19 protein-coding genes are annotated in these 23,700 nt (G+C 71.4%); 8 read left to right on the top strand and 11 right to left on the bottom strand.

Translation table 11 applies throughout. The features are described from left to right. The first annotated feature begins 3 nt into the window (after positions 1-3). Both OHB00_RS07375 and OHB00_RS07370 read left to right on the top strand, forming a co-directional pair. Positions 4-387 (top strand): DUF742 domain-containing protein, encoded by a 384-nt coding sequence (locus tag OHB00_RS07375; protein WP_406432469.1) that lies wholly within the window; start codon positions 4-6, stop codon positions 385-387. After that, complete coding sequence (locus tag OHB00_RS07370) at positions 368-964, top strand: GTP-binding protein (protein ID WP_406432467.1); 597 nt, start codon at positions 368-370, stop codon at positions 962-964. Before OHB00_RS07375 ends, OHB00_RS07370 begins: the two co-directional genes overlap by 20 nt. A gap of 96 nt (positions 965-1,060) precedes the next feature. Here OHB00_RS07370 and OHB00_RS07365 read toward each other — a convergent pair whose 3' ends face one another. The 6 genes from OHB00_RS07365 to OHB00_RS07340 form a co-directional block, all read right to left on the bottom strand. Further along, on the bottom strand, positions 1,061-2,539 hold the full coding sequence (locus OHB00_RS07365) for an aldehyde dehydrogenase family protein (protein ID WP_406432465.1): 1,479 nt from the start codon (positions 2,537-2,539) through the stop codon (positions 1,061-1,063). Positions 2,540-2,585: 46 nt separating this feature from the next. Then, positions 2,586-3,641: an oligopeptide/dipeptide ABC transporter ATP-binding protein gene (locus OHB00_RS07360; RefSeq protein WP_406432463.1), complete on the bottom strand. Its 1,056-nt coding sequence runs from the start codon at positions 3,639-3,641 to the stop codon at positions 2,586-2,588. Next, entirely contained in the window at positions 3,634-5,622 is a 1,989-nt protein-coding gene (locus OHB00_RS07355) for a dipeptide/oligopeptide/nickel ABC transporter permease/ATP-binding protein (protein ID WP_406432461.1), read from the bottom strand. The genes OHB00_RS07360 and OHB00_RS07355 overlap by 8 nt, the downstream gene beginning before the upstream one ends. Continuing rightward, positions 5,619-6,557: an ABC transporter permease gene (locus OHB00_RS07350; protein ID WP_406432459.1), complete on the bottom strand. Its 939-nt coding sequence runs from the start codon at positions 6,555-6,557 to the stop codon at positions 5,619-5,621. The genes OHB00_RS07355 and OHB00_RS07350 overlap by 4 nt, the downstream gene beginning before the upstream one ends. Before the next feature lie 66 nt (positions 6,558-6,623). Continuing rightward, positions 6,624-8,243, bottom strand: a complete 1,620-nt coding sequence (locus OHB00_RS07345; RefSeq protein WP_406432457.1) for an ABC transporter substrate-binding protein — start codon at positions 8,241-8,243, stop codon at positions 6,624-6,626. Between the two features lie 571 nt (positions 8,244-8,814). Continuing rightward, a complete protein-coding gene (locus OHB00_RS07340; protein WP_406432455.1) occupies positions 8,815-9,618 on the bottom strand; it encodes an IclR family transcriptional regulator in 804 nt (267 codons plus the stop codon). Between the two features lie 159 nt (positions 9,619-9,777). Between OHB00_RS07340 and OHB00_RS07335 the strand changes: the two genes are divergently transcribed. From OHB00_RS07335 to OHB00_RS07315, 5 genes are all read left to right on the top strand, one after another. Next, complete coding sequence (locus OHB00_RS07335; protein ID WP_406432453.1) at positions 9,778-10,644, top strand: alpha/beta hydrolase; 867 nt, start codon at positions 9,778-9,780, stop codon at positions 10,642-10,644. Positions 10,645-10,941: 297 nt separating this feature from the next. Beyond that, positions 10,942-11,514 carry a carboxymuconolactone decarboxylase family protein gene (locus tag OHB00_RS07330; RefSeq protein WP_406432451.1) on the top strand — a complete coding sequence of 191 codons (573 nt, stop codon included), beginning with the start codon at positions 10,942-10,944 and terminating at the stop codon, positions 11,512-11,514. Positions 11,515-11,579: 65 nt separating this feature from the next. Continuing rightward, positions 11,580-12,512, top strand: coding sequence for an aldo/keto reductase (locus OHB00_RS07325; protein ID WP_406432449.1), 933 nt, complete (start codon positions 11,580-11,582; stop codon positions 12,510-12,512). Beyond that, a complete protein-coding gene (locus tag OHB00_RS07320) occupies positions 12,509-13,981 on the top strand; it encodes a DHA2 family efflux MFS transporter permease subunit (protein ID WP_406432447.1) in 1,473 nt (490 codons plus the stop codon). The genes OHB00_RS07325 and OHB00_RS07320 overlap by 4 nt, the downstream gene beginning before the upstream one ends. 138 nt (positions 13,982-14,119) lie before the next feature. Further along, positions 14,120-14,815 (top strand): alpha/beta hydrolase, encoded by a 696-nt coding sequence (locus OHB00_RS07315; protein ID WP_406432445.1) that lies wholly within the window; start codon positions 14,120-14,122, stop codon positions 14,813-14,815. Positions 14,816-14,945: 130 nt separating this feature from the next. On the opposite strand, the gene OHB00_RS07310 is transcribed toward OHB00_RS07315, so the two are convergent. The 5 genes from OHB00_RS07310 to OHB00_RS07290 all read right to left on the bottom strand — a co-directional run bounded on the left by OHB00_RS07310 (position 14,946) and on the right by OHB00_RS07290 (position 22,932). Continuing rightward, complete coding sequence (locus OHB00_RS07310; protein WP_406432443.1) at positions 14,946-17,381, bottom strand: SpoIIE family protein phosphatase; 2,436 nt, start codon at positions 17,379-17,381, stop codon at positions 14,946-14,948. Between the two features lie 73 nt (positions 17,382-17,454). Beyond that, positions 17,455-19,929, bottom strand: coding sequence for a SpoIIE family protein phosphatase (locus tag OHB00_RS07305; protein WP_406432441.1), 2,475 nt, complete (start codon positions 19,927-19,929; stop codon positions 17,455-17,457). Positions 19,930-20,161: 232 nt separating this feature from the next. Next, a complete protein-coding gene (locus OHB00_RS07300) occupies positions 20,162-21,346 on the bottom strand; it encodes a cytochrome P450 (protein ID WP_406432439.1) in 1,185 nt (394 codons plus the stop codon). A gap of 31 nt (positions 21,347-21,377) precedes the next feature. Continuing rightward, complete coding sequence (locus OHB00_RS07295) at positions 21,378-22,733, bottom strand: NAD(P)/FAD-dependent oxidoreductase (RefSeq protein WP_406432437.1); 1,356 nt, start codon at positions 22,731-22,733, stop codon at positions 21,378-21,380. Further along, positions 22,723-22,932 (bottom strand): ferredoxin, encoded by a 210-nt coding sequence (locus tag OHB00_RS07290; protein WP_406432435.1) that lies wholly within the window; start codon positions 22,930-22,932, stop codon positions 22,723-22,725. Before OHB00_RS07290 ends, OHB00_RS07295 begins: the two co-directional genes overlap by 11 nt. A gap of 323 nt (positions 22,933-23,255) precedes the next feature. Between OHB00_RS07290 and OHB00_RS07285 the strand changes: the two genes are divergently transcribed. Then, positions 23,256-23,663 carry a hypothetical protein gene (locus OHB00_RS07285; protein ID WP_406432433.1) on the top strand — a complete coding sequence of 136 codons (408 nt, stop codon included), beginning with the start codon at positions 23,256-23,258 and terminating at the stop codon, positions 23,661-23,663. Positions 23,664-23,700 lie beyond the last annotated feature (37 nt).

Raw genomic sequence — 23,700 nt, 5'->3', positions numbered from 1 at the left:
TGGATGGACGATCTGGAGGCGGACGCGGGTGACGCGGAAGATCTCTCCGTCCGCCCGTACACGATCACTCAGGGCCGGACGGCCCCGGCCCGGGACGACCTCACCCTGATCACCGTCGTCACCACGGTGGAACCGGCGTCGGGCCGGGCCGCCTCCCGCGGTCTCCAGCCCGAGCATGTCGCGATCCTGCGGCAGTGCCAGGGCTCGGCAGCGGTGGCGGAGATCGCCGCGGAGCTGAACCTCCCGGTCTCGGTGACGAAGATCCTCATCGACGACCTGGTCGTACGCGGCCAGGTCACCACCCGCGCACCGCTCGCCGTGGCGGCCGGAAACGAATCGGACATGACCCTTCTACGAGCGGTGAGAGATGGTCTACGCAGACTCTGAGCCGATCGGCGGTGTGCGGCAGAGCACGTCGCCCGCGGCCGTCAAGATCCTGGTGGCCGGCGGCTTCGGCGTGGGCAAGACGACCCTGGTGGCCGCGGTCAGCGAGGTGACGCCGCTGCGCACCGAGGAGTTCCTGACCATCGCCAGCGAGGGCGTCGACGACACGGGCGGGGTGGAGGAGAAGACGACCACCACGGTGGCGATGGACTTCGGCCGCATCACCGTCAACCCCCGACTGGTGGTCTACCTCTTCGGGACACCGGGTCAGGAACGCTTCTGGTTCATGTGGAACGACCTGGTCCAGGGCGCCCTCGGCGCGGTCGTCCTGGCCGACACCCGCCGCCTGGAGACCAGCTTCGCGTCCATCGACTTCTTCGAGAGCCGCGGTATCCCCTTCGTCATCGGCGTCAACTGCTTCCACGGCCGGATCGACCGGAGCGAGCAGGAGGTCCGCGACGCCCTCAGCATCGGCCCCGAAGTACCGCTGGTCATGGGCGACATGAGGCAGCGTGAGGTCGGCCGGGACCTGCTGGTCTCTCTGGTCGATCACCTCATCGCCGTCATGTCGGTCCACTAGTCCCGAGGTGCCGTCGGAGGAGCCGCTGCCCGCGACCTGCCCGCCGCCGACCGAAGCGGCGCGGCCACGGCTCTCTCCAGGCGAATGGCGCGAGCGTCAACCGGCGTCGATGACCAGGCACTTCACCTGGGTCCAGTCCTCCAGGTAGTCGGGGCCCATGGAGCGGCCGAACCCGCTGTGCTTGTAGCCGCCGAAGGGTGCGCCGATCGCCCCGCCGGGTCCGCCGTCGCCGAGGGTGTTGACGGCGACCTGGCCGGCCTGGACGCGGCGGGCGAGGCGTACGGCGCGTCCGACGTCCTGAGTCCAGAGGGTGGCGGTGAGGCCGTAGCGGGTGCCGTTGGCGATCGCGACGGCCTCCTGTTCGTCCTCGTAGGTGAGGACGGACAGGACCGGTCCGAAGATCTCCTCCTGGGCGATGCGCATGCCCGGGGTGACCCGGTCGAAGAGGGTCGGTTCCACGAAGTACCCGTCGTCGTACGGCTCACCGGTGAGCTTGCCGCCGCCCACGACGACTTCGGCGCCCTCCTCCCGGCCGATGGCCAGGTAGTCCAGCACCCGCTTCTCCTGCCGGGCGTTGATCAGCGGACCCATGTCAACAGGCTGGTCCCACAGGCCGACCCGGACCGCACGGAAGGCGTCCGCGACCTCGGTGACGAGCCGGTCGTGGAGGGAGGGATGGACCAGGACGCGGGAGCCGGCGGCGCAGACCTGGCCGCTGTTCATGACGATGCTGCGCACGATCGCGGGGACGGCTTTGGTGAGGTCGGCGTCGGGCAGCACGATCTGCGGGGATTTGCCGCCCAGTTCCAGTTGCAGGGGGATGAGGTTGCGGGCGCAGGCCTCCATGACGGCGGTGCCCGTGGCGGGGGAGCCGGTGAAGCTCACTTTGCGGACGCCGGGGTGGGCGGGCAGGGCGGCTCCTGCTTCGGTGCCGTATCCGGTGACGACGTTGAGGACACCGGGCGGGATGCCCGCTTCCTGGGCGAGCCGGGCCAGGTAGAGGGCGGTCAGCGGGGCGTCCTCGGCCGGTTTGAGGACGACGGTGTTGCCGGCGGCGATCGGGGCGGCGGTGTTGAAGACGGTCATGGGTCCGGGCGCGTTCCAGGGGATGATCGCGCCGATGACGCCGTACGGCTCGCGCAGGGTGAGGCCCAGGACGTCCGGCGAGCGGGTGGGCAGGGTGTCCCCGAAGACCTTGTCGGCCTTGCCGGCGAGGTAGGTGAGGCGGGCGGCGATGGGGGAGGGGCCGACCGGGTGGCCGACCTCCATGGCCTCCAGGCGGTTGATGTCGTCGTCGTGCTCGCGTACCAACTCGGCCCAGCGGTAGAGGAGTTCCCCGCGCACGGCAGGGCTGGTGTCGCGCCAGGCGGGCAGTGCGGCCTCGGCGGCGCGTACGGCGTCGTCGATGTCCTCGGCGCTGCCGCGCGGGACGCGGGCGAGCGGAGTGCCGGTGGCCGGGTTGACGACTTCGAGTACGGCTTTGGAGCGGGCGGGGACCCACTCGCCGTCGATCAGGTGCGTGCCGTCGGGCAGCAGCGCGGCGATGTCGAGGGGCGCGGGGGCGGTGGTGGTCATCGTGCTCCTGTGAGACGGGGTGGGGCGAGGGGTGTCTGCCGGGCGGTCAGGCGGCCCCGGCGGGCGTGCGGTCAGGGAGGGCCGTGCCGGCCGCGATCTCCTCGTGGCGGTGGCAGGCGACGGTGACGCCGTCCTGTTCCACGAGTTCGGGCTGGACGGACCAGCAGGTCTCCTGCGCGAACGGGCAGCGGGGCGCGAAGGCGCAGCCCGCGCTGATGCGTCCCGCTGCCCTGTCGGCCGTGGCCGTCAGGCGCCGCTCGGCCTGGCGGCGGCGCTGTACCACCGGGTCGGGCACCGGTGCCGCGGCGAGCAGTGCCCGGGTGTAGGGGTGGACGGGGCGGCCGGCGACCAGTGCCGCCGGGCCGCGCTCCACGACCCGGCCGGCGTAGAGGACGACGATGGTGTCGCTGAGGTAGCGCACCACGGCCAGGTCGTGCGAGATGAACAGGTAGCTCAGCCCTCGGCTCTGCTTGAGGCGGGCCAGCAGGTTGAGTACCTGCGCCTGCACCGAGAGGTCGAGCGCGCTGACCGCCTCGTCGCACACGATGAAGTCCGGCTCCATGACCAGCGCCCGGGCGATGGCGATGCGCTGGCGCTGCCCGCCGGAGAAGGCGGCCGGGTAGCGGTGCGCGGCGCCGGGCGGCAGCCCGACGTCGTCGAGGGCGCGCAGGACGCGCTCGCGGATCTCGGCGGCGGGCAGTCCGAGGTTGTGGCGCAGCGCCTCGGCGAGCGTGTCGCCGACCGTGTGGGCGGGGTTCATGGAGCCGTACGGATCCTGGAAGACCACCTGCATCCGGCGGGCCAGCAGCCGCCGCGCGTCGCGCGAGCTGTGCGTGATGTCGGCGCCGTCGAACTCGACCCTGCCGCCGGTCGCGGGCACCAGCCCCAGCACCGCGGAGCCGATGGTCGACTTGCCGGAGCCGGACTCGCCGACCAGTCCGACGGTCTCGCCGCGGCCCACCATGAGGTCCACGCCGCGTACGGCGTTGACGTCGCCGCCGCGCAGCCGGGACCGACGGTAGGTGACGTCGAGTCCCCGGACCCGGAGGAGGGGGCCGTCCGCGGCGGGGGACGGCCCGTTGGCGCCGGTCTGCTCAGTCATGGGCCGGTCCTCCGATCAGCTCCAGCGGGCGGATGCACCGCGCCGAGCGTTCCAGCTCGACCAGGTGGGAGATCACGACGGGTTTCTCCTTGCAGGCGTCGGTCACCCGCGGGCAGCGGTTCTGGAAGTGGCAGCCGACCGGCCACTGGGCCGGGGGCGGTACCGCGCCCTCGACGGCGGGCAGCGGCTCGCCCGGCAGCGCGTGGTGGGGGTCGGAGCCGAGCAGCCCGGCGGTGTAGGGGTGGGCCGGTGCGGTGACGAGCGCGGTGACCTCGGCCTCCTCGACGACCTCGCCGGCGTACATCACCACGGCCCGGTCGCACAGGTCGGCCAGTACGCCCCAGTCGTGGGTGATGAGGACGACGGCCGTGCCGGAGGCCTGGAGTTCGCGCAGCAGGTCGAGGATCTCGGCCTGCACGGTCACGTCCAGGGCGGTGGTCGGCTCGTCGGCGATCACCAGGGCCGGGTCGCCGGCCAGCGCGGCCGCGATGCCGACGCGCTGGGCCATGCCGCCGGACAACTGGTGCGGGTAGCTGCCGGCGACCCGGGCCGGGTCGGGCAGCCGTACCTTCTCGAAGAGCTCAAGGGCCCGTTGCCGGGCTTCCTTGCGGGTGCAGCCGGTGTGCAGGCGCACCACCTCCGCGACCTGGGCTCCGGCGGTGAAGGACGGGTCGAGACTGGAGACGGGGTCCTGGGAGATCCATCCGATACGGCGTCCGCGCATCCCGCGCAGTGCCGCAGCGTCCGCCCGGGCGAGGTCGGTGCCCTCGAAGAGGATGGTGCCGGAAGCGATCCTGCCGCCCGCGGGCAGCATGCCGAGGAGGGAGGTGGCGGTGATCGTCTTGCCGCAGCCGGTCTCGCCGACGATGCCGAGCACTTCCCCGGCCCGCAGGTCGAAGGAGACGTCCCGGATGACGTCGGTGGGTGTGCCCTCGATGGGCAGGGAGACCGTCAGACCGCGCACCGACAGCAGGGCGTCGGCGTCGGGATCCTCGATCACCCGTGGGGTGGCGGAGACCTCGGTCCGCACGGGCCGGGGTGCGGCTCCCCGCGGCCGGCCCGTGCGGCGGGACGGCGGCTTGTCGGCCGGGGGCGCGTACCGCTCGGCGAGGGTGTCGCGCAGCCCGTCGCTGAGCAGGCCGAGCGCCAGGATGAAGCTGATGATCATGAAGCCGGAGGGGATAAGGAGCCACGGGTCGGTGCCGATGTTCTTGGACGCCTCGGCGATCATGCTGCCCCAGCTGGCCTCGGTGGTGCCCAGACCGAGGAAGCCGAGGCCCGTCTCCAGCAGCACGGCGTAGGCGCCGAACACCGATGCCTGGACCAGGATGGCGCCGGTGACCCGGGGGAGCACGTGCCGGCGGATGATCACCCGGTCCCGGATGCCGCCCGCGATCGCGGCGCGGACGTAGAGCTCCTCCTTGACGCCGAGTGTGGCGGACCGGACGACCCGGGCGAGCAGGGGGGCGCCGAGGAGGCCGTTGGCGGCCATGGCGGCGCTCTCGTTGCCGGTGAAGACCGAGAGGACCACCAGCAGGACGATGATGACGGGCACGGCGGAGATCAGGTCGGCGGTCTTGAGGACGAGCCGGTCGAACCAGCCGCCCCGGTAGCCCGCGATCATTCCGGCCGGGACGCCGAGGGCCAGATACACGCCCAGCGTGATCACCACACCGAGCAGGGTGATCTGCCCGCCGTGCATCAGCCGGCTGAGGACGTCACGGCCCAGTTCGCCGGTGCCCAGCCAGTGGGTGCCGCTGGGACCCTGGAGGGCGGCGGTCAGGTCCTGCGCGTCGGGGTCGTACGGGGCGAGCGGACCGGCCAGCAGAGTGACCAGGACGACGAGGAGGAGATATCCGGCGGAGCCGGCCGCGGCCGGCTTACGCAGCAGCCGGGCGGCGAAACCGCGCCGGGCGGTGTCGCGTCGCGAGTGTTCCCGCCCCGCCCCGGAAGCGGTCTGACGTGCGGTCGGTGTCTTCATGTCCGCACCTTCGGGTTGAGCATCGTGTACACCACTTCGATCAGCAGGTTGATCAGCATCACGATGACCGTGAAGACCAGAGCCACGCCTTGGACCATGGGGATGTCCTGGGTCTGCGCGGCGGTGACGGCCAGGCCGCCCAGTCCGGGCATGACGAACAGCGTCTCGGCGAGCACGGTGCCGCCGAACAGGGTCACCACGACCACGCCCAGCACGGTGACGATCGGCGCGGCGGCGTTGCGCAGCACATGCCGGAAGATCACCGAACGCTCGGGGACTCCGCGCGCCCGCAGGACCCGGACGTAGTCGCGGTCGAGCTGGGTGAGCACGCCGTCCCGGGTCTGCTTGGCCACCGGCGCGGTGGCCGGCACGCCCAGGGTGAGCACCGGCAGCACCAGTGACTCGAACCACTGTGCCGGGGAGTCGGTGAGCGGCACGTATCCCGAGACGGGGAAGACCGGCAGCTGTACGGCCAGCGCGCTCATCAGGACCAGCCCGAACCAGAAGTTCGGCACCGCGAGGCCGACCAGTGCGATGCCGTCCACGGCCCGCCCCAGCCGGCCGCCCTTGAGCGCGCTGAGCACACCCAGGGCGACACCGGCGACGGCGGCGACCAGGATCGCGCCGCCGATGAGGGAGAGGGTGATCCCGACCCGGGAGGTGAGCTGGTCGCTCACCGGCACGCCCGAGGTGATCGAGTCACCGAGGTCGCCGTGCAGGGCGGAGGTCAGCCAGTCCCAGTAGCGGACCGGCAGGGAGTGGTCGAGGCCGAGCTGGGCGTCGAGTGCCTTGACCTGGGCGGGACTCGCGTTCGCGCCGAGGATGGTGCGGCCGGGGTCACCCGGCACCAGGCTGGTCAGGACGAACGTCAGGACGGTGACCCCGAACACCACCGGGACGGCGCCGAGCAGCCAGCGCAAGAGGATCCTGTGCATCTCACCTCACTCCTTTCTCGGACCGGGCGGCCCCCGTCGTCAGGAACGGGGGCCGCCCGGAGTCGCTTACTTGGTGGCGTAGATGGCGAGCGGGCTCACGAAGGGGGCGCCCGCGCTGACCTTCACCCCGCCGATGCCGGGCCGGACGTAGTAGTTGACGGGGGTGAAGGCGACCGGCGCGTACCAGGCGTTCTTGACCAGGTATTGCTGCATCTGCTGGTCGAGCTTCGCGCGTTCGGCCGGTTCGGCGGCGGCCGCCTTGTTGAAGAGGGTGGTCAGTTCGGGTGCGGTGCTGCCGAAGCCGTTGAACACCTTCGAACCCGGCATGAACAGGTCGAGGCCCTCCAGGTACATGGGCTCCTCGGTGAAGCCACCGGAGACCGCCGGGTACTTGTGGTTGGTCTGGTTCTCGACGAAGGAGGTGATGCTGGTGACGGCGGTGACCTTGACCTTGATGCCGACCTTGGCGAGTTGGCCGGCGATCGCCTCGGCCATGGTGTCGAAGCCGACGAACGTGGCCGCGAGGACGGGCAGCGTGAAGCCGTCGGCGTAACCGGCCTCCTTGAGCAGTTGCTTGGCCTTGGTGGGGTTGTAGGTGTAGTAGTCGGCGAGGTCCGCCGAGTAGCCGTCGCCGCCCTTGATGACGGTCTGCACGGTGGGTGTGCCGGCGGAGCCGAGGAGGGCCTTGGTGACGGCGTCGCGGTCGATGGCGTAGTTGACGGCCTGGCGGACGCGGACGTCACCGAGGGGCTTGGACACCTCGCCCGCGCGGTCGATGAGGCTGAGCCCCTGCAGGATGACGGGGAGGCCGACGGTGGACATGCCGGCGGCCTTGGCGGAGGCGGCGGAGGTGTAGTCGCCCTTGTAGACGTCGATCTGGCCGGTCTTCATGGCGTTGACCGCGGTCTGGCCGTTCTGGACGATCCGGATGACGATCTTCTTGTAGTGCTGCTTGGATTTGTCGTAGTAGGCGGGGTTGGCGGTGTAGGTGTAGTGGTCGCCGGCCACGCTGTCGGAGGGCTGGTAGATGTAGGGCCCGGCGCCCTGGCTGGTCTTGGTCGGGGTCAGGCTCGATGCCGACGCCAGGCCTTTGGGGCTGATGATCTGGCCGATGCCGTAGGACTGGGTGAGCAGGGTGGGCAGGATCGGGTTGGCCTTGGCCAGCTTGATGGTCAGGGTGAGCGGGCCGGTGGCGGTGATCGTGGCGTCGGTGAGGTAGTGGGCCTGGTTGCCCTGGGCCTTCTTGGCGTACTCCAGCGAGGCCTTCACGGCGTCGGCGGTCACGGCCTCGCCGTCGGCGAACTTCACCCCGGAGCGCAGGGTGACGGACAGCTCGGTGTTGCCGGTGCCGACGTACTTCCAGGACCTGGCGAGCGCCGGCTGCACGGTGCCGTCGGGGGAGAGGTAGAACAGCGACTCGTACGACAGCATCGTGAAGTCGACGAACCCGAGGTCGAGGCTGCCCGGGTTGAGGGTGGGCGGGGCCTGCTGCTCGGCGACGGTCAGGGTGTCGCCCGGCACCGCCTTGCCGGTGCTCTGGACGCCCGCGGTGCCCTTGCCGCCGCCGCAGGCCGCCAGGGTGAGGGCGAGCGCGGCCGTCAGCGCCACGAGGCCACCGCGGTTCAGGTGGGCGGACCGGCGTGCTCTCGGGCCGGCCAGGCGGGAGGTGGAGTCGAGAGGGTGCATGTCTTCTCCTTGCGCCACGGGAGATCCGCCACGGCGGCGGAGACCGGAAGGCAGGCAGCTGAATGAGGTGGGGAACATCCGCACACGCCGGGCACGGACGACGGATGCCGTCGAGCCCGGGTGGCGCCCGGAAACGGGGCCCACCCGCGCGTGTCGCGGGGAGGATGCGAGTCGGCCGGCAGAGGGCCGGGAGGGGAGCAGGGTCGGGTGCGTCGCGGTGGACCGTCGTGTGGCGACGGCCGAAGACGGGCCGGGCCGTACCGGCGGTCTTCAGGGATGAGCGGCGACGAACCGGAGGTGCTCCCGCTGCTCGCGAGGATCAGGCTCAGGTGCTGCGGTGGTGCGGGCTCTCCGGGGGCTGGCCGGTGAACCGTGGCGCGGGCGTCTCCTGCCGCGGTGCGGACGAGACGCGATCGGCCCAGTGCTGTAACCCTGCTGAAACGGCGCGCTGCTGTCCAGCGTTGGCGCAAGGCGATTTGGGCGACGGGTGCGCAGGATAAGCGTGCGGATCATGTTCTGGTGCGCGGGCCCGGAATGGTGTACGCGCGGGCGGAGCAGGACCCGCCGCGGCTCAGCCCAGCAGGCCGTGCAGGGCGTCCGCCGTGGTGCGGACCAGGTCGACCCGGCTCAGCAGGGCTTCACGGGTTTCCAGGAAGGCGATCGTCGAGACGTTCACGGCGCCGATGACCACGCCCTTGGCGTCGTGGACCGGTACGGCGAGACAGCGTACGCCGATCTCGTTCTCCTCGTCGTCGAGGGCGAAACCCCGCTCGTGGACCTTGGCGAGTTCTGCGCGCAGTTCGGCGGGATCGGTGACGGAGTTCTCCGTACGGGGCGGCAGTCCCACTCTGCCGACCAGCGAGGCGAGCTGCCCGTCGTCGAGGCCGGCGAGGACGCACTTGCCGATCGCGGTCGTGTGCAGGGGCAGTTGCATGCCCACCCGGGAGGAGTCCTGTACCGGGTTCGGACCGGCCACCTTGACCAGCAGCGTGACCACGTCGCCGGTCCGCACGCCCATGTGGACCGTGTGCCCGATTCTCCGGCCGAGCACCTCCAGCTCCGCCCGCATCACCTGGTCCTCCTCGCAGCCCTGGGTGATCCGGGCGGCGAGCGCCCGGATCCGCGGTCCGGGGCCGTAGCCGCCGTTGCCGTCGGAGGCCAGGAAACCGGTCACCACCAGGTTCTGCAGGATGCGGTGCGCGCTGGCCTTGGGCACCCCGGCGGCTGCGGCGACATCGCCCAGCCGGTGCGGATAGCCAGGGGCCGAGGCCGCCTCCAGCAGGTTGAGTGCCTTGTCGGTGGCGTTCCCGGCGAGGGAACTGCGGCCCCCGCGGGCGTCGGTCTGTGAGTCCGCTGAAGTTTCGATCCCGGCCATTGACAGGCTCCCGTCGCACGGTTTCACTGATGAGCGTTCCACAAGAGAATACGTCATTCCACGTAATGGAACAACCGGGTTGGTGGGTCGGAGGGCTGCCGCACCTGCCTCGGAGGACCCGGGAACCGCACCACGACCATCCCCGAGAGGACAAGCCCCGTGGCAGAGAAGGTCCACAAGGTACGCACGACCCCCGAGCAGATGGCAGAGATCGAACAACAGTGGATCGACGAGGTCCAGGAGGACCAGGAGCTCACCACCTTCGGTCTCTACCCCCAGCCCTCGCGCGGCAGCGCGGACGCCCAGGGCAGCTACCAGCTCTATCTCCCGCCGCAGTACGAGACCGAGCCGGAACGCCGCTTCCCCGTCATCTACTGGCTGCACGGCGGGTTCGGCAACGCCCGCCAGGGTTCAGAAATGGTTGCGCGGATCGACAAGGCGATCCGGGGCGAGGTCATCCCGCCCACGATCGTGGTCGTACCGCAGATCCTGCCGATCGGCTGGTACGTCGACTCCAAGGACGGCGCCCGCCCGCTCGCCCAGATCACCGCCTTCGACCTGGTCGAGCACGTGGACTCCAGCTACCGCACCATTCCCGAGGCCGCCGCCCGCACTGTCGAGGGCTTCTCCATGGGCGGGTTCGGCGCCCTCCACCTCGGCCTGAAGTACCCGAAGGTCTTCGGCAAGGTGTCCGCGGTCGCCCCCGCCATCCTGCGCGATCTGAAGGACGAGCCGGAGGACCGGGTCAACAACACCTACTTCGGCGACCAGGAGTACTACGACCTCTGCCACCCCTGGAGCCTGGTCCTGGCCAACGCCCCCGAACTGCGGCGCACCAGCCAGGTCCGGCTGCTGTCCGGCCGCCTCGACACCCGCCTCGCGCCCACCATCCGCGACCTGGACATCCGCTTCACCGACCTCGAAGTCCCGCACGACTTCTTCGAGTTCCCGGACGCCGACCACGAGTACGCCGACATCATGGACGGCTACGGCGACAAGTACTACGCCTGGTGGCGCACCGCCTGAGGACCGCCTCCCTGCTTCCCGAGGCGGTCCCACCGCACCGCGCGCGCCGGCTACGCCCGCCCTCACCCGGCTCTGCGGGCGGGGGAGCAGCGCGTGGGGTGTTCCACAGCCGCGGCCCGCATCCGACCGGCCGCGCGCCGCGGCCCTGCCGAGCGGTCATGTCCCGCTCGCCCGGCCACTCTCCTCGGGCTCCGCGCCGGTGCGGCGCGGTCGCCCCCCACGGCTCGTTCCCCAGGACCCAGGACACCGCCCGGTGATCCCTGCGGCACCTTCATGCCTCCGAAAGGCCCAGCACCCGTGCGTCTGACCCCCCTCACCAGCCTGACCCCCGAACAGACCGAACTCCTCGCCGCCATCGTCGGCCCCGGAGTCGAACCGCCACCGCCCTTCCTGGCCTGGGCGCGCAACATGCAGCTCGCCCCCTGGGTCGAGCACCTCGGCCGCTACTGCCGCAACGAGTCCCGGTTCCCGCAGCGGCTGCGCGAGCTGAGCGTGCTGATCGCGGCCCGCCACTTCGACAGCCAGGCCGCCTGGAACGCCCACATCCAGCAGGCCGTCGAGAAAGGCGTCCCGGCCGAGTGCCTCGACCGCCTCGCGCGCGGCGAGGACCCCGGATTCAAGGCCGAGGACGAGCGCGTCTTCCACGCCTTCGCCCACGAGATGCTCTACGACCACTTCGTCACCGACGACACCTACACCGAGGCCGTCGCCCTGTTCGGCGAGGAAGGCGTCCTGGACCTGATCGGCTGCATCGGCAGCTTCAGCATGTCCGCGATGATGCTCAACACCTTCCACATCCCGCTCCGGCCGCACCTGCCCCGGCCCTTCGCCGACGTCGACGGATTCCGGCGGGTTCCGGCACGGGACTGACCTCCGCACACGGAACCGGCCCGGACGTACCGACGCTCGTATCGACCTCGAAAGGGTGTGGCCCGATGCCGCATTCCCCCCTGCAGTTGCTCGACGGACTCCTCGACGAGGAGGGCCTGGCGAGCACCGCGCACCGATTCGTCCTCGGCGGCCCCTTCGGAGCGGAGCCCGCCGAGACCACCGCCGAGCGCCTCGCCCACTTCGCCGACGCGGGCGGGCTCCTCGTCGAGACCTCGCACAGTTACGCCGGCGGCAGAGCCGAGGCGGCGGTCGGCCCGTGGCTGCGCGCGAACCCCGGGACGCTCGGCGTGACCACCAAGGTCGGTCACGACTCCACCGGCGGAGACATACCGCTGAGCCGGGACACCGTGTTCGCGCACGTACGGTCCGCGCTGGAGAACCTCGGCGTCGAGACCATCGACATCCTCCTCTACCACTGCGACGACCCCATCCGGTCCGTCGCCGAACTCGCGGACACGCTCGTGAGTCTGGTGGAGGCCGGACACGCCCGCCGCGTCGGCGTCTCCAACTGGCGCCCCGAGCGGCTGTCGGAGCTCGCCACCGAATTGGGCGAGCGGGGCCACACCCCGGTGGCCAGTTACCAGTTCAGCCTCGCCGAACCCGACCCGGCGCTGCTGGAAGGCAGCCTGCACGCCGGCAGCGCCGTACTCGACGTCGTCCGCGGACACCGACTGCCCCTGCTCGCCTGGTCCTCACAGGCCCGCGGCCACTTCGCACGCACCACACCGAAAGAGCACCACGGCAAGCCGGACCCGTACGACACCGCGGAAAACCGCGACCGCCGCGTCCGCTGCCGCGAACTCGCCGCGCAACTGGGCAGCCGGCCCGAGACCGTGGCCCTGGCCTGGACCCTTCACCATCCCGGCGTGTGGCCGTCCATCGGCCCGAGGACCACTGCCCAGATCGACAACTCGCTCCAGGCATGCCGCCTCACGCTGACCGAGGAGCAGGTCCACTGGCTCCGGGACGGCCGGTGACCGTCGAAGGCCCGCGCGTCTTCGGGAGCCGGATCTCCGCCAAGGCCGCCGTCTGCGGGGTGTTCGTCGCCGCGAACTTCATGGCGATCATGGACACCACGATCGTCAACGTGGCCCTCCCGGCCATCGGCCGCGACTTCGGTGTGGACGCCTCCGGCCTGAGCTCCGTCAATGTCGGCTACCTCGTGGCGCTCGCCGTCTTCATCCCCCTCTCGGGCTGGCTCGGCCGACGCTTCGGCACCCGGCGCACCGCACTCACCGCCCTGCTCCTGTTCACCCTGGCCTCCGGGCTGTGCGCCACCGCCGGCTCCCTCGAAGCACTCACCGGGTACCGCGTCCTGCAGGGAGTGGGCGGCGGTCTGCTCGCCCCGGTGGGCATGACGATGATGCTGCGGGCGTTCCCCGTGGCCGAGCGGCTGCGCGCACAGCGGTACGTCATGCTGCCGACCGCCGTCGCTCCCGCTCTCGGACCCGTCCTGGGCGGCTGGCTCGTGGACACCGCCTCCTGGCACTGGGTGTTCCTCGTCAACCTGCCCGTCGGCGTCCTCGCTCTGCTGTTCGGCCTGGTGACCCTGCCCGACTTCCCCGGTCCGGGGGCGGACCGCTTCGACGTGCCGGGTTTCCTCCTCGCGGGAGCCGGGCTCGCCGCGGTCCTGTACGCCCTCACCGCGGCCCCGGACCGGGGCTGGACAAGCGCCGACACCGTGGCTCCCCTGGCAGCCGGCGTCACGTTCCTGGCCGTGGTGACCCTCTGGGAACTGCGCACCCGGCATCCCATGATCGATCTGAGAGTGGCCCGGGACCAGCTCTTCCGCACGACCCAGCTGGTGCTGCTGCCCACCGGGGCCGCCTTCATGGGCGTCCTGTACCTGTATCCCCAGTTCCTCCAGACCGACCTGGGCTACGACGCGCTCCACTCGGGCCTGGCCACGTTCCCGGAGGCGCTCGGCATGCTGACCGCCTCCCAGGTCGTGCCCCGACTCCACGAGCGGACCGGCCCCCGCCGCCTGATGGTCGCGGGCGGCGCCGGAGCCGTCGTGGTCATCGTCCTCCTGGCGCTCCTCACCGCCGCCCCGCACCCCCTGGCCCTCTACCCGGCGCTGTACCTGCTCGGCACTTCCGTCGGCCTCCTCTTCGCGAGCGCGCAGAACGCCGCCTTCGTCACCGTCCCGCCCTCCCGTACGGCCGACGCCACCACCCTCCTCAACATGCAGCGGCAGACCGCGGGCGCCTTCGGAGTGGCCCTGGCCGGCACACTGGTGGCATCCCTCGCCCCACCGGCCGGTACCGACGGCGACGACACCTACCCCTACCGCATCGCCTTTCTCACCCTGGCCGCCCTGTGCCTGTGCGCCGCCCTTCTCGCCCTGCGTGTCAGCGACCGACGCGTCCGGGACGCGTACCGCGCCGCCGCCCCGGACCCCCGCCCTGCCGGGTCCGCGCGGCCCGGGCCGGCCGCAGGATCGTGAGACATCCCGCACCGTGCGCCGAACCGGATCGTCGACATGGCGCTGCACGGCGCCGGAGAGGTCTGGTGGCAGGGGCAAGTGTTCTGCTGTCGGCCAAGACCGCCCCGCCTCCCACGGCACGGGCGGCAGGATCGTCACATGCAGCCGATCTTCGTTCTCGTGCACAGTCCGTCCGTGGGCCCCTCGACCTGGCGCCCCGTGGCCGAACACCTGACGGCGGCGGGACACCAGGTGCGGGTGCCGTCCCTGCTGCACATCGGTGCCGGTGCTCCGCCCTTCTGGCCGCGCGTTGTGGACGCCGTCCGCGACGACCTGCGGCAGGTCCCGGCCGACAGTCCCGTCACGCTGGTGGTACACAGCAACGCCGGCTTGTTTCTCCCGGTGATTCGATCGGGCCTCGACCAGCCGGTGGCCGGCTCGATCTTCGTCGACGCCGCTCTGCCTGCCCGAATCGGACCAACACCTGTCGCCACGCCCGAGTTGCTGGAGTTCCTGAGCCCGATGGCGGTGAACGGCAGGCTGCCTCGCTGGACCGACTGGTGGGAGGAGGCCGACGTCGCACCCATGTTCTCCGATCCGGTGGTCCGCAGGACGGTCACCGAGGAGCAGCCCACCCTGCCGCTGTCCTACTACGAGCAGCACATCCCGACCCCCCGCGCCTGGGACGACCATCCCTGTTCCTACCTGCTGTTCGGCCCTCCGTACGACGACCTTGCCGCCGAGGCGCGTCAACGCGGCTGGCGTGTGGCACACCTGCCCGGCGCACACCTCCACCAGATCGTCGATCCCGCCGGCACAGCCCGGCACCTCGTCGCATTCGCCACCACTACGTGATCCACTTCCGGCCCGAACGAGATCCTTCGTCGAGGAGGGCGCGGTCTGCCGCGGATCGCCCAGCTCGGCGAAGAGGAGCCTGCCGGACTCGCGATGCGGGCCCCTTGAGGCGCAGGTGCTCATGGAGTGATCAGCGGTGGCGCGCGATGGGCTGTTCGGACCAGATGGTCTTGCGGTTGTGGCCATGGCGGCAGCCCCAGCGCTCGGCGAGCTGGGCGACGAGGAACAGGCCGCGTCCGCCCTCATCGGTGGTGCGGGCGCGGCGCATGCGGGGCTGGGTGCTGCTGGAGTCGGTGACCTCGCAGACGAGAACGTCGTGGCGGATCAGCCGCAGCTCCGCCGGCGGACGGCCGTAGCGGATCGCGTTGGTGACCAGTTCACTGACGATGAGTTCGGTGGGGAAGAGGAGGTCCTCCAGCCCCCATGCGGTGAGTTGGCCGGTCGCCCATGCCCGGGCGTCCGAGACAGCCGCCGGGTCGGCCGGGATCGGCCAGTGGGCGGTGTCCTTGGCCGGTACGGCGCGCGTACGGGCCAGCAGCAGGGTTGCGTCGTCGCGCGGTGCTTCGTCGACGAGAGCGTCCAGGAGATCCCTGCCGGTCTCGTCCAGAGCGCGGTCCGGGCGGCAGGACGTGGTGAGCGCGTCGGTCAGCCGGCGGAGCCCGTCGTCGATGTCGTGCGCGCGCCGGTGGACCAGGCCGTCGGTGTAGAGCGCGAGGACGCTGCCCGGCTTCAGGTCGATCGTGGTTGTCTCGTACGGCATGCCGCAGACGGCGAGGGGTGGGCCCGGAAGAAGGCCGACGGCTTCGGCGGTCCCGTCGGGCCGGACGAGCACGGGCGGCGGGTGCCCGGCACTGGCCATGGCGCACCGTCGGGTGACCGGGTCGTAGACCGCGTACAGGCACGTGGCGCCCATGACGTCATGGCCGCCGGGTGGTGCTTCCGCGGCGAGGCGCTGGACCAGGTCGGCGATGCGGGTGAGCAACTCGTCCGGTTCCAGTTCGAGGTCGGCGAGTGTCTGGATGGCGGCGCGCAGACGGCCCATGGTGGCGCTCGCGGGGATGCCCTGGCCGATCACGTCCCCGGCGACGAGAGCCAGCCGGAGTGAGGGCAGGGCGATGGCGTCGTACCAGTCGCCGCCGGTGCCCGCTCCACGGCCGGTGGGAAGGTAGACGCCGGCGGTCTCGGCTGCCGGGGTGTCGGTCATGGCCGGCGGAAGCAGGCTGCGCTGCAAGGCCATGGCCGCTCTGTGCTCGCGCGTGTGACGGCGGGCGTTGTCGATGGCGAGCGCTCCCCGTGAGGCGATCTGCCTCATGAGGTCGATCTCGTCCTCGGTGAACGGTTCGGACAGGCCGGTGCGCCAGACCACGATCGCGCCGAGGGTGAGGCCGCGGGCGTGCAGCGGTGCCACCATCACCGCGTGGGCGTTCGGTGGGAGGAGCTGCTCGACCAGCTGCGGACCGCCGATCAGGGCGATGAAGTCGTCCCGGCCGTAGACGACCGTCTCACCGTGCTGGAAGCGGCGCAGAAGGGGGTGGTCGGACAGGGGTGGGACGAGGTTGCCGCGCTCGATGCCGGGCGGCCAGGCAGCGGCGGCCGGCGCCAGGGCCGCGTTGCGCAGATGCAGATCTCCTCCGCCCAGCCGTTCGGCGGGTTCGTCACCGTCGAAGACAGCCTGCGCGAGGTCGACCGCGGCGCGGTCGCCGAAGGCCGGTACGAGGACGTCCGCGAGATCCTGCGCGGTCCGCACGACGTCCAGGGACCCTCCCACCCGCTCGGCGACCTCACTGGCGAGATCCAGCTGCCGGCGGGCACGCGCCTGGCGGGTGTCGTCCACGTACAGGGCGGCGACTCCCGTGGGGTGTCCGCGCGCGTCCTCCAGACGGAAGGCGGACAGCGACAGCGCGTGCCGCACCGGACGGTGCCGCCAGCTCACGTGCTGGTTCCTGCCGAGCGCCGGGACACCGGTCGCGAGGACCTGGCGCAGTACCGCCTCGATGCTCTCGGCGTCCTCGGCGCACAGCACGTCACCCAGCCGGGTGCCCGGCTGTACGGGACGGCCGTCGAGCGGGTCCGGCATGGCGTTCGTCCGCACGGTGGTGAGATCCAGGGCGTGCAGAGCGAGTGTGATCCGGTTCTGCGCGGACAGTGCGCGCAGCAGCGCTGCCCCGTGCTGGTGCCCGACGAGGTGATGGGTGGGGGCCGCGAGCACGAGGATGTCCGCCGAGCCGCTCACCCGTGTGGTCCGGAAGGTGACGTCGATCGTGTCGCCGCACCGGTGCCGCAGGCGTACCCGGCCGGTCGCCGGCAGCCGTGCGGCCCTGCGCAGGTCGTGCGGGAGGCCGGTGACCAGCTCCTGTACGGGGCGGCCGTGGACCTCGTCGGCGCGGAACCCGGTCAGGTCCTGTGCCGTCCCGGTCCACCCCGCCACCACGCCTCGCTCGTCGAGCATGGCGGCGGCAAGACCGTCGAAGGCGCACGGCCTGCCGCGGAGAGCGGCGCCGAAGACACTCGTCGCTCCTTCCCAGACGCCTGACGGGTCGGTGTTCTCAGCATTCGCGATGTCCATGTGTCCGGCTTCCATCAAGAGGGCCCGCGGCTGCGGGAGAGAGGATCTGTGGCGGCTGTCGGCCGCCGGCGCGTCAGAGGGCGACGGCCGCGGAGGGGAGGTCTTGTTCGGCCCAGACGACCTTGCCGTCCGTCGCGGAGCGGGAACCCCACCTGCGTGACAGCCGAGCGACGAGGTAGAGGCCGCGGCCGTGCTCGTCGAGCGGGCGGGGATGACGGGATCGTGGCCGGCCGGTGCTGGTGTCGGAGACTTCACAGGTGAGCACCCGGTGCTGGATGAGTCGTAGGCGGCTCGGGCCGTCGCCGTGCCGGATCGCGTTGGTGACCAGTTCACTGACGATCGACTCCACGGGCGTCACCAGCGGCTCCAGACCCCATTCCCTGAGCTGACGGGCTGCCAGGTGCCGGGCTGCCGGGACGGTGACGAGTCCGTTCGGAAGGTCCCAGGAGGCGACCTGGGCCGGTGGCAGTGCGCGAGTCCGCGCAAGGAGCAAGGTGACGTCGTCGGCGGGTGCCTGAGCCGACAAGGTCTCCATCGCACGCGAGCACAGTTCCTCCAGGGAGGCGCCCGGCTGGGTCAGGGAGGCGCCCAGGCGCTGCAGGCCGACGTCGATGTCCTCGTCGCGGGACTCGACCAGGCCGTCGGAGTAGAAGGCGAGCACACTTCCTTCGGGCAGTTCCAGTTCCACCGACTCGAAGGGCACCAGGCCGAGGCCGAGGCCGAGCGGGGCTCCTGCGGGCAGGTCGGGGACGGAGACCCCGCCTCGCGCGTCAAGGATCAGGGGCGGTGGATGCCCGGCCCGCGCCATGGTGCACCGTCGGGTGACCGGGTCGTATACGGCGTAGAGACAGGTGGCACCCACCACCGCGGGGACGGGGTCGCAGACGTCGTCGTCCTCGTCGTTCAGGCGTCTGACCGTGTCGTCGAGGTGCGCCAGCAGTTCGTCCGGTGGCAGGTCGAGGTCCGCGAGGGTGCGCACGGCGGTGCGCAGCCTGCCCATGGTCGCAGCGGCGTTGATGCCGTGGCCCACCACGTCGCCGACGACCAGGGCCACCCGGGCGCCGGACAGTTCGATCACATCGAACCAGTCACCCCCGACCCCGTGGTCCAGGTCGGCCGGCACATAGCGCGAGGCGACCTCGACGGCGGCACCGCCCCGTACACGGTGGGGGAGCAGGTCGCGCTGCAGTGTGAGGGCGGCGGTGCGCTCGCGCGCGTACTGGAGCGCGTTGTCCAGGCAGAGTGCGGCCCGGGTGACCAGCTCCTCGGCGAGGAGCAGGTCGTCCTCCTGGAACGGTGTCTGTTCCGAGGAACGGCCGAACAGCGCCAGCCCCAGCACGCAGCGTCGCGCACGGATGGGTACGACCATCAAGGAGTGGACGCCGCTGTCGCGTACCTTCTGTGCCCGCACCGGGTCGTGGTCGACCCAGGGGCCGGAGCGGGTGTCCAGCACCGGCTCCAGATACGAGCGGCCCGTGTGCATGGCGGCGGAGAACAGCGAGTCCGGGTGGGCGTGGACCACCTCTTCACGTACCCATGGCAACTCCAGGACGTCCAGGTCGACGGAGGCCACGCCGGCCCGGCGCAGCAGCTGCGGGCGGCCACTGGGCGTGCCGGTCCGTGCCGACGGCTCGACGCCGAACGGAACGGACTCCACGAGATCGACGAGGGCGTGGTCGGCCAGCAGGGGCACGGCGAGCTCTGCCAGCTCCTGCCCGGTCCGCATCACGTCGAGGGTGCTCCCGATGTGCGTGCCGGCCTCGCTGAGGATGGCGAGGCGCTCGCGCGCCCGCCGGTTCCCGGTGACGTCCACGGTCATGGAGCACACGCCCACCGGCGCGCCGTCCGCGCCCTGGAGACAGAAGAAAGAGGCCGCGAACGCGTGCTCACGGGGCCGGTCCGCGGGCGGCCACGCACGGTACTCGTGCACCGTCGTCGCGCCGCTCTCCAGCACCTGCCGCATCACCACCTCCAGCGCTTCGGCCTCGACGGCGGGCAGTGACTCCTTCAGCCCGCGCCCGAAGCGCCGGTGATGGGGAACGCCGTCCTGACGCTCCAGGACGTCGTTCACCCACGCACAGCGCAGCTGCGGGTCATAGACGGCGATGCCGATCGGGGCTCGGGCAAGGAGGCACTCCCGCACCGGTCCTCCGGTCATCCCCGACGACAGGGCACCGATGTCCGTCACGGACACCAGCCACCGGATGCCCGCGTCCCGCCCCCGCAGCAGCGAGACGCTCAGCGTCATCCGAAGCGGGTGGCCGTCGCGGTGGCGTATCTCCACGGTGCCGGACCAGCCGCCCCGCGTACGGCACCGCTGGGAGAACTCCGAGACCCTCCGCACGTCCTCGGAGGTCGCCAGGACGTGTGCGGCGGACCGGCCCACCATCTCCTCGGCCGGGTGACCGACGAGCTGCTGAGCGGCGCGCGTCCACCCCACGACGATCCCCTCGGCGTCGAGCATCGCTATCGCGGCGTCGGGCATCTCGCGGGGTTCACCGGCCCGGGCGGGGCGGGTGGGGCCGGGGGTTCGGTCAGTGCTGGTCATCGCGGTCGTCCCATCGGTGCGGAAGGGAGAGCGTCGGCGCATGGCGCGGCGCCCTGTGTGCAGCCGGGGTGAACGGCGATGTCCTGGTGAGCGGCACACGGTCGGCATGTCTCTTAATAGAGCAAAACGCCCATTTCTGATGAAATAATCAGATGCCAGTGCTCGTACGTCAAGCCCCTCACGGGTGATCGAATCATCAGGAAGGGTTTCAGGGCGCCGTGGCCATGCGGCCTCACAGTTGGACGGGCAGGTGGCGGGGTCCGCGGAGCATGGCGTTCTGCCGGTACGGGGGCGGGTCCTCGACCAGACCGGCCCCGCCGAGGTGGGGAAGGAGCGCGCCGAGCGCGGCCTGCGCCTCGATGCGGGCCAGGGGCCCGCCGTAGCAGATGTGGATACCGCTGCCGAAGCCGAGGTGCTGGTTGTCCGGGCGGGTGGGGTCGAACCGGTCGGGCTCGTCGAACCGCATGGGATCGCGGTTGCCCGAGGCCAGCGCCAGAATGACGGACGCGTGCTTCGGGATCTCGGTGCCGGCGACGTCGATGTCGGCGTGCGGGACGCGCCCGCGCATGTGGACCGGGGGCTCGTAGCGCAGTAGCTCCTCCACCGCGCGCGGCAGCAGTTCGGGTTCGCGTCGCAGCCGGTCCAGCTGCTCGGGGTGACGCAGCAGGGTGAGCGAGCCGTTGGCGATCAGGTTGACCGTCGTCTCGTGCCCGGCGATGAGCAACAGCACGGCGGTTTCCGCGAGTTCCTCCTGGGTGAGACGCATGGCCGGGTCCGGTTCGTTGACGAAGGCGGAGAGCATGTCGTCGCCCGGATCGCCACGACGCTGCTCGGCGAGGTTCACCAGGTACCCGCCCAATTCCATCCGCGCCTGGTCGCCGGCCTTGTCCTCCTCGGCGGACTCGTCCTCGGGCCTGACGTCGGCGGCCGCGACCAGCGCGTCGGACCAGGCCCGGAACAGCGGTTCGTCCTCGCGCGGCACGCCGAGCAGCCGGCAGATCACCGTGACGGGCAGCGGGTAGGCGAAGTCGTCGACGATGTCGATCCGCTTGCCCGCCTCGAAGGGCTCCAGCAGTTCCTTGGTGATCCGGTCGATCTCACCGCGCATGGAGTCGACCCGGCCGGGGCTGTGCGGGGGCCCGAAGGGCCGCATGGCCAGCGTGCGCAGCCTGTGGTGCTCGGGGTCGTCGAGCCGGAGGAAGGGCGGCTTGTGCGCCACTTCGCCTCGGGTACGGGGGTCGACACTCATCCGCGGATCGTGGAGCAGAGCGGCGATCTCGTGGTAGGTGCCGATCAGATAGCTGCCGTCTTCCTGCCGCACCACGGGACCGGCCTCGCGGAGTTCCGCGTACAACGGGTAGGGGTCGGGGCGGCTGGCGTAGTCGGTGATCCGGGCCAGCAAGGTGGCGGAGTCCATGACGGCTCCTCGGGGTCGGGCGGGACGCGGGCTACACCACCGTCAGCCGGCGGTCGGGAAGATGGCCGGTGAGAGCGACGGTCGGGCCGTGGGACAGCCCCGACGGATCCGGCACGAGAGAGGGGATCGGGATGTCGGCCGCGATCGCCCGGTCCTGCGCGCCGGGCGGCGGCGGGAACGGCGCGGCCGTCTCGATCAGGTGCCGGTAGTAGTCCAGCGCCTTGGCCATGTCGACGGTGACGGCGGCGGTGACCCGGCCCTGGTAGCCGTAGACCATGGCCAGCCGGCGTGCCTCCAGGGATCCCTGGGCGATGACCACGTGGTCGGAGTAGGCGGGTACCCCCACGGACTTGATGTTGAGTCCGAACTGGGTCGACCAGAACGTCGGGACGGACAGGTGCGGGCGCTGCATCGGCCCGGGGTTGACCATGTTGTGCGCCGCCACCGCGGCCTGCTCCACCGCGTTTCCCCAGTGCTCCAGGGACAGCATCTGGTAGCCGAACAACGGGTGGGGGAAGCGGGAGACGTCGCCGGCCACGAAGACGTCGTCGGTGACGATCCCGTACATGTTGAAGGCGCGGCACCCGGCGTCGCAGGCGATGCCGCGCGGGCCCGCCGCCAGGCCGGAGTCCGCCAGCCACTCGACGTTGCGGACCGCACCCAGCGCGACGACGCAGACGTCCGCGTCCACGCGGCTGCCGTCGGACAACTCCGCGCCGGTGAAGCCGCCGTTTCCGCGCAGGGCGGTGACCGTCACCCCGGTGCGCAGGTCCACGCCGTGGTTGCGCTGCATGACCGCCGCGAGTTTCGACAAGGTGCCGCCGAGAGCGCCGACCAGCGGTGCGGAGCCGCGTTCGGCGACCGTGACCTCAAGTCCCAGTTCCCGGCAGGCCGAGGCGATCTCCGAGCCGGTGAAACCGCCGCCGATCACCAGCACCCGCTGCGGCCTCGCATCCAGCCGTTCGGCCAGGCCGGTGGCGTCCTCCCGGGTGCGCAGGGTGAAGACCCCGTCCAGGGCGGCTTCCGCCGGGTTCGGCCAGGGCCGCGCGCGGGTCCCGGTGGCGATCAGCAGCCGGTCGTAGGGCAGTGACTCCCCGTCGGCCAGGAGTACCCGTTTCCCCAGCAGGTCCACACCGGTGGCAGGCACGCCGAGGCGCCACTCGGCGTCCGGATCCCGGCGCATCGGCAGCCCCGTGGTCTCCGCCGTCGCCTGCCCGAGCAGCACCTGCTTGGACAGCGGCGGCCGGTCGTAGGGCGGGTGCGGCTCGTCTCCGACCACGGTCAGTGAGCCGGTGAAGCCCTCCTCGCGCAGCGCCTCCGCGGCTCTCAGGCCGGCCAGCGACGCGCCGACGACGACGATCCGGCCCTCTTTCAGGTCACCGGACACCACTGCTCACCTCTTCCCCGAGGAGGATCGCCTGGACCGGGCAGGCCGCAGCGGCCTCGCGGACGCGTTCGGCCTGGTCATCGGGGACAGCCGTGGCGTACAGCAGTCCCTCCTCGCCGTGCAGCTCGAACACCTGCGGCGCGAGGAACACGCACTGGGCGTACCCCTGGCAGCGCGTGAGGTCGACAACGGTCCGCATCTCCACCACTTCCTCCGCTGCACCCCCTCCTTTCCAGCATGGGCCGGGAGCCGCGGGCCCGCACGTTGCGACCACGGCAAACACCGCTGCGCCGAGGGGACGGTGATGGCCAACTCGCTTGTGAAGAAAGGAAGTTGCTGACACGCGTCCGCGGCGGCCATCCCGTGGCCTTCGTCACCTCGACATTTCCATACATCGTATGGCAATAATGGGAGGGTCATTCCATACAACGTACGGAACTGTTTACCCCGACCACCTCAGGCGCCGCACATCGCCTGACCGAACCGCCGTTGGCGCAGATCACGCCACCGGGAAGGAAGATCATGAAGAAGCTCACGAAGCGCATCGCCGTCGCTGTCTCCTCCGTGACGGTCGCGAGTGTCACCGTCCTCGGTGCCGGGGGCACCGCTGCGGCCGCGCCCCTTGCGCCCGCGCACGCCCCGCGCCCGGCTGTCCGGGCCGAGACCACCGATCACAGCTGGGACCACGGCGTCGGCTACCTGCTCGAACAGGGCTACTCCTGCGACGCGACCCGCGGCTGGCACCAGGACCACCACGGCACCGATTCGCCCCGGCACGACTGCGACGGTCTCTTCTACCGCGACGGTCGCTTCTACCGCGGGGAGGGCGGCGGACACCGCTGGACGTCCGACACGTCCCACCGGTACGACGGGACCCGCCACGAGCTCGACGGCCGGGCGCGAGGTGCCGAGTCCGGGCACATCGGCTGAGACACCGAACTGGCGCGCCTTCTCTCCCCAGGCTGAC

This window comes from Streptomyces sp. NBC_00631 (assembly GCF_045206895.1).
Classification (GTDB): domain Bacteria; phylum Actinomycetota; class Actinomycetes; order Streptomycetales; family Streptomycetaceae; genus Streptomyces.
This window is presented reverse-complemented; position numbering and strand designations above follow the sequence as displayed.

Bases quoted from the DNA above. Each gene is read 5' to 3' on its own strand.
- OHB00_RS07375 (WP_406432469.1), top strand. From the start codon at position 4: ATGGACGATCTGGAGGCGGACGCGGGTGACGCGGAAGATCTCTCCGTC.
- OHB00_RS07370 (WP_406432467.1), top strand. From the start codon at position 368: ATGGTCTACGCAGACTCTGAGCCGATCGGCGGTGTGCGGCAGAGCACG.
- OHB00_RS07365 (WP_406432465.1), bottom strand. From the start codon at position 2,539: ATGACCACCACCGCCCCCGCGCCCCTCGACATCGCCGCGCTGCTGCCC.
- OHB00_RS07360 (WP_406432463.1), bottom strand. From the start codon at position 3,641: ATGACTGAGCAGACCGGCGCCAACGGGCCGTCCCCCGCCGCGGACGGC.
- OHB00_RS07355 (WP_406432461.1), bottom strand. From the start codon at position 5,622: ATGAAGACACCGACCGCACGTCAGACCGCTTCCGGGGCGGGGCGGGAA.
- OHB00_RS07350 (WP_406432459.1), bottom strand. From the start codon at position 6,557: ATGCACAGGATCCTCTTGCGCTGGCTGCTCGGCGCCGTCCCGGTGGTG.
- OHB00_RS07345 (WP_406432457.1), bottom strand. From the start codon at position 8,243: ATGCACCCTCTCGACTCCACCTCCCGCCTGGCCGGCCCGAGAGCACGC.
- OHB00_RS07340 (WP_406432455.1), bottom strand. From the start codon at position 9,618: ATGGCCGGGATCGAAACTTCAGCGGACTCACAGACCGACGCCCGCGGG.
- OHB00_RS07325 (WP_406432449.1), top strand. From the start codon at position 11,580: ATGCCGCATTCCCCCCTGCAGTTGCTCGACGGACTCCTCGACGAGGAG.
- OHB00_RS07315 (WP_406432445.1), top strand. From the start codon at position 14,120: ATGCAGCCGATCTTCGTTCTCGTGCACAGTCCGTCCGTGGGCCCCTCG.
- OHB00_RS07310 (WP_406432443.1), bottom strand. From the start codon at position 17,381: ATGGACATCGCGAATGCTGAGAACACCGACCCGTCAGGCGTCTGGGAA.
- OHB00_RS07305 (WP_406432441.1), bottom strand. From the start codon at position 19,929: ATGACCAGCACTGACCGAACCCCCGGCCCCACCCGCCCCGCCCGGGCC.
- OHB00_RS07300 (WP_406432439.1), bottom strand. From the start codon at position 21,346: ATGGACTCCGCCACCTTGCTGGCCCGGATCACCGACTACGCCAGCCGC.
- OHB00_RS07290 (WP_406432435.1), bottom strand. From the start codon at position 22,932: ATGCGGACCGTTGTCGACCTCACGCGCTGCCAGGGGTACGCCCAGTGC.
- OHB00_RS07285 (WP_406432433.1), top strand. From the start codon at position 23,256: ATGAAGAAGCTCACGAAGCGCATCGCCGTCGCTGTCTCCTCCGTGACG.